General features: G+C 72.6%; 12 protein-coding genes. 7 read left to right on the top strand and 5 right to left on the bottom strand.

Annotated features, from left to right (window positions below):
* The first annotated feature begins 6 nt into the window (after nt 1–6).
* Nucleotides 7–717 (top strand): tryptophan 2,3-dioxygenase family protein, encoded by a 711-nt coding sequence (locus tag BFF78_RS15630; RefSeq protein ID WP_069778920.1) that lies wholly within the window; start codon nt 7–9, stop codon nt 715–717.
* Nucleotides 718–726: 9 nt separating this feature from the next.
* On the opposite strand, the gene BFF78_RS15625 is transcribed toward BFF78_RS15630, so the two are convergent.
* A complete protein-coding gene (locus tag BFF78_RS15625) occupies nt 727–933 on the bottom strand; it encodes an MbtH family protein (RefSeq protein ID WP_069778919.1) in 207 nt (68 codons plus the stop codon).
* Between the two features lie 212 nt (nt 934–1,145).
* On the opposite strand from BFF78_RS15625, the gene BFF78_RS15620 reads away from it, so the two are divergent.
* The 6 genes from BFF78_RS15620 to BFF78_RS15595 are packed head-to-tail and all read left to right on the top strand — an operon-like array spanning nt 1,146 to nt 7,904.
* On the top strand, nt 1,146–2,720 hold the full coding sequence (locus BFF78_RS15620; protein ID WP_079161327.1) for a tryptophan halogenase family protein: 1,575 nt from the start codon (nt 1,146–1,148) through the stop codon (nt 2,718–2,720).
* Nucleotides 2,693–3,283 (top strand): flavin reductase family protein, encoded by a 591-nt coding sequence (locus tag BFF78_RS15615; RefSeq protein WP_227025840.1) that lies wholly within the window; start codon nt 2,693–2,695, stop codon nt 3,281–3,283. Before BFF78_RS15620 ends, BFF78_RS15615 begins: the two co-directional genes overlap by 28 nt.
* Before the next feature lie 7 nt (nt 3,284–3,290).
* Nucleotides 3,291–4,379: an LLM class flavin-dependent oxidoreductase gene (locus tag BFF78_RS15610; RefSeq protein WP_069778918.1), complete on the top strand. Its 1,089-nt coding sequence runs from the start codon at nt 3,291–3,293 to the stop codon at nt 4,377–4,379.
* A complete protein-coding gene (locus BFF78_RS15605) occupies nt 4,376–6,166 on the top strand; it encodes a non-ribosomal peptide synthetase (protein ID WP_069778917.1) in 1,791 nt (596 codons plus the stop codon). The genes BFF78_RS15610 and BFF78_RS15605 overlap by 4 nt, the downstream gene beginning before the upstream one ends.
* A 27-nt stretch (nt 6,167–6,193) precedes the next feature.
* A complete protein-coding gene (locus BFF78_RS15600; RefSeq protein ID WP_069778916.1) occupies nt 6,194–7,546 on the top strand; it encodes an FAD-dependent oxidoreductase in 1,353 nt (450 codons plus the stop codon).
* A 40-nt stretch (nt 7,547–7,586) separates the two neighbouring features.
* Nucleotides 7,587–7,904 (top strand): antibiotic biosynthesis monooxygenase family protein, encoded by a 318-nt coding sequence (locus BFF78_RS15595; RefSeq protein WP_227025839.1) that lies wholly within the window; start codon nt 7,587–7,589, stop codon nt 7,902–7,904.
* 27 nt (nt 7,905–7,931) lie between these two features.
* On the opposite strand, the gene BFF78_RS15590 is transcribed toward BFF78_RS15595, so the two are convergent.
* From BFF78_RS15590 to BFF78_RS15575, 4 genes are all read right to left on the bottom strand, one after another.
* Nucleotides 7,932–8,957 (bottom strand): isocitrate/isopropylmalate dehydrogenase family protein, encoded by a 1,026-nt coding sequence (locus BFF78_RS15590; RefSeq protein WP_069778915.1) that lies wholly within the window; start codon nt 8,955–8,957, stop codon nt 7,932–7,934.
* An 85-nt stretch (nt 8,958–9,042) separates the two neighbouring features.
* Nucleotides 9,043–10,215: an MFS transporter gene (locus tag BFF78_RS15585; protein WP_069778914.1), complete on the bottom strand. Its 1,173-nt coding sequence runs from the start codon at nt 10,213–10,215 to the stop codon at nt 9,043–9,045.
* Nucleotides 10,216–10,256: 41 nt separating this feature from the next.
* Nucleotides 10,257–11,321, bottom strand: coding sequence for a helix-turn-helix transcriptional regulator (locus BFF78_RS15580; RefSeq protein WP_069778913.1), 1,065 nt, complete (start codon nt 11,319–11,321; stop codon nt 10,257–10,259).
* Nucleotides 11,322–11,533: 212 nt separating this feature from the next.
* Complete coding sequence (locus BFF78_RS15575) at nt 11,534–12,700, bottom strand: serpin family protein (protein WP_069783587.1); 1,167 nt, start codon at nt 12,698–12,700, stop codon at nt 11,534–11,536.
* Nucleotides 12,701–12,944: the final 244 nt, after the last annotated feature.

Here is a 12,944-nt window from a genome sequence, read left to right as displayed (position 1 = left end):
ACAGTCATGACCGGCTTGACCTACTCGGACTATGTGCAGACGGGCACCCTGCTGTCCTTGCAGAAGACGCACTCGCCCGCCGGCGCCGACCGTGCCGTGCTCCTGGCCGAGCACTTCTTCATCGTCGCCCACCAGTGCAGCGAGCTGTGGCTGAAGCAGGTGCTCGCCGACCTCGAGACGGTCGTGGACCTGCTCCGCGCGCGAAGCGACGACGACCTGGACCTCGGGGCGGAACTCCTCGGGCGCGCGGGCGAGGTGCTGCGGCTGATGCACGAACAGGTCGTCGTGCTGGAGCGGCTGCCGCTGCGCTGCTTCGTCGAGTTCCGGCCCCGGCTGGGCACGGCGAGCGGAGCACAGTCGGAGCAGTTCCGGCTGCTGGCCGGGCTGATCGGCGGCGACGGCACGAACGGCACCCTGTACCAGGCCTTTGAGTCGGCGTCGGCGCACCGCGGGCTGTCCGTCGCCGGTGTCTGCCGGGCGGGGCTCGGCGCCGGCGCCCTGCACCGGATCGCCGAGGCCCTGCTCGACGTCGGCAACGGCTACTGGCGCTGGAAGGTCGCCCACCTCGGCCTGATGTCCTCGATGGTCGGCGACCAGGAGGGCACGGGCGGCACCAGCGGCATGGACCATCTCGCCCGGCGCATCACCGTGCCCTTCCCCGAACTGCGGCGCATCCGCGGCGCCCTGCACGCCGGCCTCACCGACCGGGCCCGCTGAGCACCGCTGTCAGCCGGAGTCACGCAGACCGGCGGGCCGGATGTCCGTCCAGTGCTCCTCGACATAGGCCAGGCAGGCCGAACGGCTGTCCGGGCCGGCCACACTGCGCCAGCCCGCCGGTACGGCCGAGAAGTCCGGCCAGATCGCGTGCTGTCCCTCGTCGTTCACCACGACGCGGAACCGCCCCGTCTCGTCGTCGAAAGGGTTCACGGACATGAGGCCACTCCCCGAAGAAGAACCGTCGCTTCGCTCCAGCGTGTTTCAGCGTGTGCCGCGGAGCAATTCCTGTCAACGGGCGGCGAAAGAACCCGGCAAAATCTGTCAGGGATCTTTTCGTGGCCGATTTGGCCGCCGGAATCACGGGGAGGATGCCGCCAGTTCCGCTGCACCGAATTCCTTGCCGCGCGGGAGAACCGAGATGGGGGAGCATGGTTGACAGTGTTGTCATCGTCGGCGGTGGCACGGCCGGCTGGATGACCGCCACATATCTCAAGGCCTCCTTCGGCGAGCGGCTCAAGGTCACGCTCGTGGAATCGAAGAAGGTCCCGACGATCGGCGTGGGCGAGGCCACCTTCAGCACGGTCCGGCACTTCTTCGCCCGCCTCGGGCTCGCCGAGCACGAGTGGATGCCGGAATGCCATGCGTCGTACAAGCTCGCCATTCGCTTCGAGAACTGGCGGGCCGAGGGCCACCACTTCTACCACCCCTTCGAACGCCCCCGCGTGGTCGACGGGTTCCCGCTCGCCGACTGGTGGCTGCACAAGCGGCCCAGCGACCGGTACGACCACGACACCTCCGTACTGGCGGCCCTGTGCGACGCCCAGCGCTCGCCCCGCCATGTCGGCGGCGGTCTCTTCGAGCAGGACCTCGAAGGGGTCCCGGGCCAGGACGGCGGGACGGACAGGGCGGGGGCCACACCGGACGGCCGGACGACCCAGTTCCCGTACGCCTACCACTTCGACGCCGCCCTGCTGGCCCGGTTCCTCACCCGGTACGGCACCGAGCGCGGCGTCCGGCACGTGCTGGACGACGTCCTCGACGTACGGCTGGACGACACCGGGGCGATCAGCGGCGTCCTGACCAAGGAACACGGAGAACTCACCGCGGACCTGTACGTCGACTGCACCGGATTCCGCGGGCTGCTGCTGAACAAGGCGCTGGAGGAGCCGTTCCGCTCCTACCAGGACAGCCTGCCGAACGACAGCGCGGTCGCCCTGCGCGTCCCGGTGGACGTGACGCGGCGCGGCATGCGGCCCTGCACCACGGCGACGGCCCAGGACGCGGGCTGGATCTGGACGATCCCGCTCTACGGCCGGCTGGGCACCGGCTATGTCTACGCGAGCGACTACTGCACCCCGGAGCAGGCCGAACGGACGCTGCGGGAGTTCGTCGGACCCGAGGCGGCGGACCTGCCGGCCAACCACATCCGTATGCGCATCGGGCGCAGTGAGCGGTCCTGGGTGAAGAACTGCGTCGCGATCGGACTGTCCAGCGGCTTCGTCGAGCCCCTGGAGTCGACCGGGATCTTCTTCATCCAGAACGGCGTCGAGCAACTGGTGCGCCACCTCCCGGACGGCGGCGACGGCGAGGCGCTGCGCCGCGCCTACAACCGGCAGGTCGCGGGCGTCATGGACGGAGTGCGCGAGTTCCTCGTCCTGCACTACTACGCCGCGGCCCGCGACGACACCGCGTACTGGCGGGACACCAAGACCCGGCCGCTGCCCGACGCGCTCGCCGCCCGTATCGAGGACTGGCGGCACAAGCTGCCCGACGAGGACTCCGTCCACCCGTACTTCCACGGGTTCGAGCCGTACTCGTACACCGCCATGATCCTGGGCCTCGGCGGACTGCCCGTGCGGCCCAGGCCGGTGCTGGCGCGGATGGACGACACCGCCGCGCTGCGGGAGTTCGACCGGGTGCGCCGGCAGGCGGCGGCCCTGATCGAGCGGCTGCCGTCCCAGGCCGACTATCTGGCGTGGCAGCGGTCGTGCCGGAACCCCTGAGGCAGGCCACCGCACCGGCCGCGGTCTCCCCGTCCCGGTTCCGGGCGCTGATGGCGTCCTTCCCGGCCGGCGTCACCGTCGTCACCACCGCGGGCGCGGACGGCCGCCCGCACGGGATGACCTGCACCGCCGTGTCGAGCGTGTCGGACGAGCCGGCCACCCTCCTGGTCTGCCTCAAGCAGGGCAGCGGCACCCTGGCCTCGCTGTGCGAGGCGGCGCGGTTCGCGGTGAACCTGCTCGGCAGCGACGCACGGCCGGTGGCGGAACTGTTCGCCGCCCGGGGAACGGACCGCTTCGCACGGGTGCCCTGGACCTTCGAGCCCGGCTTCGGCGGGCCGCACCTGACGCGGCACGCCCATACGGTCGCCGACTGCCGTGTCACCCGCACCGTGGACGTCGGGGAGCACGCCGTCGTCTTCGGCGAGGTGTTCGCCGTGACCGCGCGGGCCGGCACGGCACCCGACCCCCTGCTCTACGGACTGCGCGGCTACTGGGCCCTGGGCCGGCCGGGCGGCGACCCCGGTGCCGCGGGCACCACGAACCAGCAGCGCGCGAGGAGTTGAGGACAGCATGACCGAGTACGGAATATCGATCCTGCCGGACACCGGCCCCGAGGACCGCAGCCCGCAGGAGTACTACGCCAACCTGCTGGACGTGGCCCGGCTCACGGACGAACTGGGCCTGGAATACGTCAAGATGACCGAGCACTACCTGCACCCCTACGGCGGCTACTGCCCCGACCCGCTCGCCTTCCTCTCCGCCGTGGCGGCCGTGACCGGCCGGGTCCGCCTGATGACCGGCGGCATCCAGGCCTCCTTCCACCACCCCATCCAACTGGCGGCGAGCACGGCACAGTTGGACGCGATCAGCGGCGGCCGGCTGGACGTGGGCTTCGCCCGCGCCTTCCTGCCCTACGAGTTCGACGCGTTCGGCGTCGACATGGACACCAGCACCGACCGCTTCCGGCGGACCGTCGACGCGACGGTACGGCTGTGGACCGAGCCCAAGGTGGACGAGGACGGGCCGTTCTTCCGCTACTCGGGCGCGACCTCCGTACCGCCGCCCACCCAGCGGGCCCATCCGCCGGTGTGGACGGCCGCCCTCATCACCCGGTCCAGCTTCCAGTGGATCGGCGAGTCCGGCTACAACCTGCTCGTGGCCTCGGCCCCGACCCGCGAGAAGGCCGGCCAGGTCAGGGAGATGATCGACTTCTACCGCTCCTGCTTCCTCGGCGCCGAGAAGAACCGGGGCCGGCAGCCCAAGGTCGCCATCAGCATCGCGCTGATGCTGGCGGAGACCGACGAGGAGGCCCGCGAGCTGGGCCGGCGGCATCTGCGCCGGCACTGGGACACCTTCGCCGCGGCGGCCGGCTCCTGGCAGGGCCGTGCCTCCGCGTCGTACCAGGGCTACCGGGAGGCCATGGTCGACAAACACCGCTCGGGCGCGAGCGAGGACGCCGGTCTGGCCGTACTCGGCTCGCCGGACACCGCGGTGCGTCAACTGCGGGAGATCCGTGAGGTGTTGACCCCCGATGTGATCCTCTTCCAGATCGACTACGGCCAGCAGCCGCGGGCGACGATGCGGCGCACCCTGGAACTCTTCGCCCGCCAGGTCCGGCCCCGGCTCGACGCGGAGGAGCGGCAGGAGGACGCCCGGTGACGGGGACACGGCCGGCCACGGTTCCCGAGCTGTTCGCGGCGGTGGCGGCCCGGGTGCCGGACGCCCCGGCGGTCGTGTACAAGGACACCACCCTCAGCTACGCGCAGCTCGACCAGCAGGCGGGCCGCCTCGCCCGCGAGCTGATCCGCCGCGGCGTCGGACCGGACCGCCTGGTCGCGGTGGCCGTGCCGCGCTCGGCCGAGCTCGTCGTGGTGCTGCTGGCCGTGCTCAAGGCCGGCGGCGCCTATCTGCCGCTCGACCCCCACTACCCGGCGGCCCGGCTGTCGTACCTGATCGACGACGCCGCCCCGGTGCTGCTGGTGCGCACGAGCACGGTGGCGCTGCCCGCGACGGCCACCCCTGAGATCACCGTCGACGACCCGGAATTCACGGCCCTGTGCGCACGTCACAGCGGGGCCCCCGTCGCGGCGGAGGAGCGGCGCGAGCCGCTGCGGCCGGACCACCTGATGTACGTGATCTACACCTCCGGCTCCACCGGCAGCCCCAAGGGCGTGCTCGTGTCCCACGAGGGAGTGGGCGACCTCGTCGCCACCCAGGCGGAGCGGTTCGCACCGGCTCCCGGCGAGCGCGTACTGCAGTGGGCCTCGGTCAGTTTCGACGCGTTCTTCTGGGACCTGACGCTGGCCCTGCTGTCCGGGGCCACCCTGGTCATGGCCGACGCCGACGACCTGCTGCCCGGCGAGAACCTGCACGAGACCCTGGTCAAGTACGACATCACGCACGCGGTGCTGCCTCCGGTGGCGCTCAGCATCACCGACAGCGACGGGGTGCTCGCGGGCGGCACGATCATGTCCACCGGGGACGCCTGCACCCCGACCCTCATCGCCAAGTGGGCGCCGGGCCGGCGCATGTTCAACGGGTACGGGCCCACCGAGGTGACCGTGGGCGTGTCGATCGCGGGCCCCGTCGAGGACCCGGACGACACCGGCATCGGGCGCCCGTGGACCGGCGGCCGGGTCCATGTGCTGGACGAGCGTCTGCGGCCGGTCCCGGACGGGGCCGAGGGCGAGCTGTACCTCGCCGGCTCCGGCCTGGCGCGCGGCTATCTGAACCGGCCCGGGCTGACCGCGACCAGGTTCGTGCCCGACCCGTTCGGCCCGCCCGGGGCGCGGATGTACCGCTCGGGCGACCGCGGCCGGCGGGGACCGGGCGGTGCACTCCACTTCGCCGGCCGGGCCGACGACCAGGTCAAGGTGCGCGGCTTCCGCATCGAACTCGGCGAGATCGAGGCCTGCCTGACCCGGCACCCGGCGGTGCAGATCGCGGCCTGCGTGGTGACCGGCGCGCTCGCCGACGCCCGGGTCGTCAGCTACGTGACGCTCCGGCCCGGCGCCGGGACCGGCCCCGAGGAGCTGCGGGAGTCCCTCGCCGGGCAGCTGCCCGAGCACATGGTGCCCGCCCGGATCGCCGTGCTGGAGCAGCTGCCCACCCTGTCCAACGGCAAGATCGACCGCCGGGCCCTGCGGGAACGCGCCGACGCCGGGCGCACCGCGGCGGCGGCCGGACCGGCGGCCACGCCCGGCTCGCACGAGGACGTGCTGTACGCCACCGTCCGGGAGCTGCTGACCCTGGACACCGTGGACCCGGGCGACAACCTCTTCCGGATCGGCGGCAACTCGGTGGTCGCGGCCCGGCTGGTCAGCATCCTGCGCAAGAAGACGGGCGTACGCCTGCCGATGCGCGCCGTCTTCGAGGCGGAGACCCTGGCCGGCCTGGTGCGGCTCCTGCACGAACACGACACGACGGCCCCGGAGGAACGGCGGTGACCGCGGTGAACGGCGCGAGGAGCCGCCATGGCTGAGCGGACCGGCTCCCGGGCGGACGGCGGCCCGCGGATCGTCGTCGTCGGCGCCGGGCTGGTGGGGCCCGTCGCCGCCATGTACCTCGCCGCACGGCACGGTCCGGTGACGGTTCTCGAACGCCACCCCGACCCCCGGACGGCCCCTTCGCGCGGCGGCCGCTCGCTCACCGTGATCCTCTCCGCCCGGGGCTGGCGGGCCCTGCGCGAACTGGGCCTGGAGGAGCGGGTGCGGGCGATCGCCGTGCCGCTGCACGGCCGCCGCGGGCATCTGCCGGACGGCGGCACGCCGCTGACCCCGTACAGCAGGGACGGCTCGCCGATCTGGGCCGTGGAGCGCGCCCGGCTGCTGGACATCCTGCTGGACGCCGCCGACGCCACGCCCGGCGTGGAGATCCGGTTCGGCGAACAGGTCGTCGGGGTCGACCTGGACACGCCCGAGGTCCGGGTGCGCGGGGCGTTTGGTGAACACCGGCTGCGCTGCGCGCACCTGCTCGGGTGCGACGGCGCGCACTCCGCCGTCCGCGCTGCCATGGTGGCCCGCGGCGTACGCGAGCACGTCGGCACGCTGGAGCTGGCCTACCAGGAGATCACGCTGGAACTGCCGTGGTGCGAGCGGGAGAACATGCACTACTGGCCGGCCGGCGACGCCCTCTTCGGGGCGTTCCCCACCCTGTCGCCCGGCCAGTTCACCGGCTGTGTGTTCCTCCGCAGGGAAGGACCCGCGCCCTCCTACGCCGCGGCGGCCGCCGGTCTCCCCCTGCGGGACCAGTTCGCCGCGGCCTTCCCCGAACTGGCCCGTGCCATCCCCGACCTGGGCGAGCAGCTGGCTGCCAAACCGGTCTCGCACATCGCGCTCGTGAGCTGCGACACCTGGGTGTGGGAGGGCAGGGCGGCCCTGGTGGGGGACTCCTGCCATGCCATGGCACCCTTCATGGGCCAGGGCATGAACTGCTCCTTCGAGGACGTCCGTGTGCTGGCGGCCTGCCTGGACACGGAACGCACCTGGGAGGCGGCGCTCGCTGCGTACCAGCGGCGCCGCGGCAGGGACGCCGACGCCGTCGCCGCCATCTCGCTCGAGCACTACCGCACGATGTCGCGTCTGCCCGACCCCGGCGCCGAGCAGGCGGCCACGCTGAGCCGGCGCCTGTCCGCGCTGTTCCCCGACCGCTTCGTCCCGCTGTACGAGCGCTGCGCCTTCACCGAGGAGAGCTACGCCGAGGCGCAGGAGAGCGAACGGCACCTGCGGCGGCTGGTCCGGGAGATCCAGGACCGCCACCCGGGCGCCGCCGACCGGATCCCCGACCGGGAACTGCGCGGCCACGTGCTGTCCCGGTCACCGCTGTGACGACGAACCGCCCGGACTTGTGGAGGCCATGGTGATCCTCGTGTTGTTCAGGTCGCGCTTTTCCGAACGCGCCGACAAGGAGTACGACATCACGGAGGACCGGCTCGCCCGCCGGGTCCGTGAACTCGCGGGCGACGACCTCGTCCACATCAAGAACTACACCTCCGACGACGGCGAGCGGCTGGCGCTGGTGTGGTGGCGCAACCCGGAGACGCTGGAGCGCTGGCGCAACGACCCCGAGCACCAGAAGGCCCAGCAGCTAGGCCGTGAACGGTGGTACTCCTTCTACGAGTTGAGCGTGGCCGAGGTGATCCGGACCAGCTCCAGCGAGGACGCCTCGCGTTATCCCGGCAGATGATCCGCCGGCCGGCCGGACCGGCCCCGGTCACAGCGCGGCCAGCACCGCCGCCGTCGCGTCCGCGGTGCCCAGCGTGCCGCCGAGATCCGGGGTGACCCGGCCGGCCGCGACGGCACCGCCGACGGCCAGCCGCACCGCCCGGGCCTCGTCGTCGTACCCGAGGTGCTCCAGCAGCAGCGCGGCCGACAGGATCGCGCCCAGCGGGTTGGCCGTACCGGTGCCGGCGATGTCCGGGGCGGTGCCGTGCACCGGTTCGAACAGGCCGAAACCGGTGGTGCCGTTGAGACTGGCGGAGGGGGCGAGACCGATGCCGCCGGCGAGCGCGGCGGCGAGGTCGCTGAGGATGTCGCCGTACGAGTTGTTCGTGACGATGACCTCGAAGGACCCCGGGTCGGTGACGAGCCGCATCGCGGCCGCGTCGATGTAGAGGTGCGACGCGGCGACGCCCGGATGCCGCCCGGCGGCGGCCTCCCAGCAGCGCTGCCACAGGCTGCCGCCGGACCGGACGGCGTTGGCCTTGTCGACCATGCACACCCGGTGGCGGGCGACGGAGAAGGCGAAGTCGAGGATCCGCGAGACGCCGTGATGGGTGCTGACGTCCGCGTCGATCGCGGTCTCCCACGGCGAGGACGGGTGCACGGCACCGCCGACACCGCTGTACAGGCCCTCGGTGTTCTCCCGGACGATCGCGCAGTCGATGCCCCGGTGCGCGGCGTCGCGCAGCGGGCTCAGCCGGTCGTGCCACAGGCGCACCGGCCGGTAGTTGGCGTACAGGTCGAAGCCGAGCCGCAGCCGCAGCAGTACGGAGCGCACATAGTCGGTGTGCTCCAGCGAAGGATCGCCGACGGCACCGAGCAGGGTGGCCGAACTGGCGGCGATCCGCGCGAAGTCGGCCTCCGAGAGCGCCGTTCCCTCGCGCCGGTACGTGCCCGCGTTCACATGGTCCAGGACATCCGGCGCAAGGTCCGTGCCGAGGGCCTCCAGCACCCGCAGGGCGGACTCGACGACCTCCGGGCCGATGCCGTCACCGGGTATGACGGTCACGATCTTCATGGGCCACCCTCCGCCGGTCGGGAATCGCCGCCGCCGATCACGGACGGCAGGCTATCCACGGGCCCGCAAGGGCGGACCGGATCTTTCAGTTGTCATTCACCCGGATCCTTCCGGCACCGGTCACCCGGAGCTCTTCGCCGGCCGGCCGCCGCGGCCGGCCCGTACCCGCCGCCAGAACCACCAGCGCCACAGCCGTGAACACTCCCCCCACGAGGAACGCACCGCGCACTCCCACGGCGGGCAGCAGCACCCCGCCCGTCGACGCGCCCACCGCCACGCCCACGTTGAAGGCCGCGGAGTTCCCGGCCAGCCCCAGCTCGGTGCGGCCCGGCACGGTACGGAAGACCAGGTTCTGGGTCGCCATGAAGAACGGCCCCGTGGACACCCCGAGCAGCACCAGCGCGCCCACGGCGACCACCCGGCCGTGCCCGCCGCCCGCGTACAGCCCGCACAGTCCCCCCGTCTGCCCGGCCACGAGCAGGGCGGGCACGGCGCGCGGAAAGCGGTCCAGGAGGGTGCCGGCCAGGACCACGGCGGCGAACCCGGCACCGCCGTACACCGTGAGGAGCACGCTCACCGCGCCGTCGGAAAACCGCGCGGCCTCGCTCAGGAAGGCCGTCAGATAGGTGAAACCGGTGAACACACCGGTGGCCGACAGGGCCGTGGTGGCCAGGACGGCCGTGAAGCGGCGGGCGTCGGGCGCGCTCGCGCGCACGGCGTGGCCCTGGTCCGGGCGCGAGGTCGGCAGCAGCGCGGCGAGCACGGCGAGGGCCGCGCAGCCCGCCCCGCCGAGCACCACAAACGGTGTGTGCCAGCCGTATCCGCCGCCCAGCCAGGTGCCGGCCGGCACCCCGAGCACCTGGGCCAGTGAACCGCCCACCGACACAAGGCCGATGATCCGGCCGCGCCGCGAGGGCGGGAACAGGCCCACGGCCACGGGCCCGGAGACCGCCCAGAACAGCGCCTGGGCCAGCGCGGTCGCCAGCCGGGCCGCCAGCAGTCCCGGGTACGACCGCCCGGTCGCCACCGGCGCCCAGCTCGCCAGCGCGAACACCGCCAGCAGCGCGGTGAGCAGATGGCGGCGGGGTATCGCCCGGGTCACCTGGGCCACGGGCAGGGACATCGCGGCCACCGTCACGCCGTACCCCGTGACCAGCAGGCCCACGGCCGGGAGGGACACGCGCAGGTCGGCGGAGATGAGCCGCAGCAGGCCGATCGGCAGGTTCTCGGTGGTGTTGAACGCGAACGCGGCCAGCATGAGCGCCGCGACGACGGCCGAGCGCCGCCAGGCGGGGAGTTCTATGCGGCGCCGTCCCTTCCGGCGCCGGTGATCCAGCCCATCCGGGCGGCGTGCACGCCCAGTTGGTACCGGGTCTGGACATTCAGCTGGGCCATGAGGGAATTGACCATGCGGCCCACCGTTCGCACCGATATTCCCAGCTTCCGGGACACGCTTTCGTCCTTCATTCCCTCCGACATCATCTGGAGCATGACCCGTTGCTGAGCGGTCGGTTGCTGTCCGGTGGCGGCCTCGGTTTCCTCTTCCTGGACGGCCGGTTCGTTCACGGAGGCAAATGACGTGGCGTTGAGCCAGCAGAATTCGAAAACCTCGCGCAACAACCGGGTGATCTCCCGCCCGCGCAGCAGCGTGACCGCCGGACTCCCCGGGTCCTGAAACCTCGGCGTCACGGCGAACAAATCGTCCACGATAAGCAGCCGAAAGGGCACGTGATGGAGCAGACGCACCTGGATTCCGGCCTTGTCGAGGGCCTTGAGGTGCGCATACCCCTGCGGGCTGCGGGCCGTGGACGCCAGATGGACGGTGCGCATCCGCACACCCCGCTCCAAGGCCCTGCGGTTGCGCTCCCGGCCCGCCGCCAGCGCCTCGGCCGAGTGGGGCACGCCGCCGTGGACGCTGAGTATCTCGTCCGTCGCGGACTCGGCGGCGTCACTGAGCATCTGGTCGATCCGGCTGCGGTCGGTGATCAGGTCCGCGTAGATGACCTGCATCTTCGCCGCCTGCGTGCGCGTGAACTCGGAGGCGACCACGGACATCGCCGCGTGCGTCGCCTGCATCTCGCGCTGCATCCGGGTCCAGATGTCCTCGCCGCGCTGCATCAGCCGTGCGAGGGAGACCTCCGGGGTCGAGGTCACATACCGCGCCGGGTACGCCTCCTGTGCCGCGCCGGCCGCCGGCTGGGCGGGCTCCAGCAGGCCCAGCTCGATCAGGCGCTGCTGCGCCTCGCCGAGCCGTGCGGTCGGCATCCGGACCAGATCGGCGGCCTCCGCCACACCCAGAGCGGAGTTCCTCGACATGGCCCGGTAGAGTTCCTGCGCCCATGCGTCGAGGTCCTGCGCCGCCACCGGATTGTCCCCCTCCCATTCCGCGCAACTCCCTTTCCGCGCAACATCAGTGCCTTACCCAAGGTGGCGGGAAATCCACCGCCACCGAACATGGTCGGACAAGTTTGGCCGATTCCGGTCGGCTGCGCGGGGATACAGGAAATACACAGCAAGGCGAGGCCGCTGTTCGGCGGTATGACGGGAAAGGTTCATCCGCCCCTTTTCAAACCGCCCTAAAGGGCGCCGGGGAAGCCCATGACCGGCTCCGGTGCCGGATCCGTCACCCAGCCCGACACCAGCACCAGCCGGGACTCGCGGTCGACGGCGAGGAAGCCGAAGGGACGGTCGAAGACGACCCGGACGACCGTGGACTCGTAGCGGTACTGCGGTGGCGCGCTGCCGTAGGGCACCGCCATGGCCGTCACCGCCGCCGCCCGGAAGCCCAGCGCACCGAACTGGGCCAGCGCCGACTGGCGGGCCTGGCCGACGGCGAGCGGGGCGTCACTGATGCCGGGGAAGTGGCCCTGCCGCGCGTCCGTCGCCGCCGTGAGCCCGAACAGCCCGGCCAGCGCGAGCAGATCGTGATCGGCGCGCACCTCGTACGCCACCGTCTGCACGTCCAGCGTCAGCGGTACCGGCTCGACGGCCGGCTGCTGCTCCACGTACAGACCCGGCCCGACATGCCCGTGCGGCAACGAGCGGCCCCCGGTGAGCGGCAGCGCCCGCTCCACGATCCCCACCCCGGCCGTGAGCACCTGCCCCGGGGTCATCCGCTCCTCGCCGAGCACCAGATGGACGTCGACGCCGTTGTCACCGGGCACGGTCAGCGCGGTGACGAACCCGTCCGGCGTGCCCGTCACCCCCACCCGGTCCGGCCGTGGGCTGCGCCGGTGCAGACCGCGCAGCGTACGGCCCTGCCAGGGACCGGCGTCCGGCCGGAGCGGCAGCTCGTCGAAGGGCTGCCGCCAGGTGGTGCGCAGCGCGAGCGCGCCGGCCAGCACCATCCGGGCGTCCCGGGTCAGCGTCACCGGCATGCGCTCGACCAGCCCGCCGGTCCGCTCGGCCGCCCAGGCGTCCAGCCGCTCCTGCGCGGTGACCAGGTCGTCCCCGAACACTCCGTACGTCCCGGCCGGCAGCCCGGCCCGCCACTCCTCCCGCAGGGCGAGCGCGTGATGCGCCCACAGGCCGAGCGCCGCGTCCATCCCGGACACCGACGCGAGTGCCGCCAGCAACTCCCGTGCCGCACCGGCCGCCTGCCCCGCCGGCACCCCGAGGGCCTCGCTCAGCTCCGCCCGCGCCGGTCCTGCCGCACCGTCGGCCAGGAAGGCCAGCAGGGGCCAGACCCCGGGCGCGGAGAACACCGTGCCCTCCGGCAGGGCGTGCGCCCAGCGGGCCGTCATCCCGTTCACCCGACGGACCGTCTCGGCGGTCACCTTGCTCACGCGTTGCCCTCCCACGAGGCCTTGTTCATGCCCGCCGTGGGGGCGACCTCGTCGCCCGCACGGCCCCCGATCAGGGTGCCCAGCCTCATTACGCCCCCGTTCGTGCCGATTACCATGTGCCCGGTCCTACGTCGGCCCGGCCACGGGCCGTTCACCGGTCCCGTGTTGCCGCCCCCCGGCCCAGGAGCACGGTACCGGTGTC

Source organism: Streptomyces fodineus, assembly GCF_001735805.1.
GTDB classification, from domain to species: Bacteria; Actinomycetota; Actinomycetes; order Streptomycetales; family Streptomycetaceae; genus Streptomyces; species Streptomyces fodineus.
Note: the sequence above shows the minus strand (reverse complement) of the source record. Positions and strands in the feature narration are given on the sequence as shown.

What these genes read in the sequence shown, in the direction of transcription:
- BFF78_RS15630 (WP_069778920.1), top strand. Translation starts at nt 7, where the DNA reads ATGACCGGCTTGACCTACTCGGACTATGTGCAGACGGGCACCCTGCTG.
- BFF78_RS15625 (WP_069778919.1), bottom strand. Translation starts at nt 933, where the DNA reads ATGTCCGTGAACCCTTTCGACGACGAGACGGGGCGGTTCCGCGTCGTG.
- BFF78_RS15620 (WP_079161327.1), top strand. Translation starts at nt 1,146, where the DNA reads ATGGTTGACAGTGTTGTCATCGTCGGCGGTGGCACGGCCGGCTGGATG.
- BFF78_RS15610 (WP_069778918.1), top strand. Translation starts at nt 3,291, where the DNA reads ATGACCGAGTACGGAATATCGATCCTGCCGGACACCGGCCCCGAGGAC.
- BFF78_RS15600 (WP_069778916.1), top strand. Translation starts at nt 6,194, where the DNA reads ATGGCTGAGCGGACCGGCTCCCGGGCGGACGGCGGCCCGCGGATCGTC.
- BFF78_RS15590 (WP_069778915.1), bottom strand. Translation starts at nt 8,957, where the DNA reads ATGAAGATCGTGACCGTCATACCCGGTGACGGCATCGGCCCGGAGGTC.
- BFF78_RS15585 (WP_069778914.1), bottom strand. Translation starts at nt 10,215, where the DNA reads ATGCTGGCCGCGTTCGCGTTCAACACCACCGAGAACCTGCCGATCGGC.
- BFF78_RS15575 (WP_069783587.1), bottom strand. Translation starts at nt 12,700, where the DNA reads ATGACGGCCCGCTGGGCGCACGCCCTGCCGGAGGGCACGGTGTTCTCC.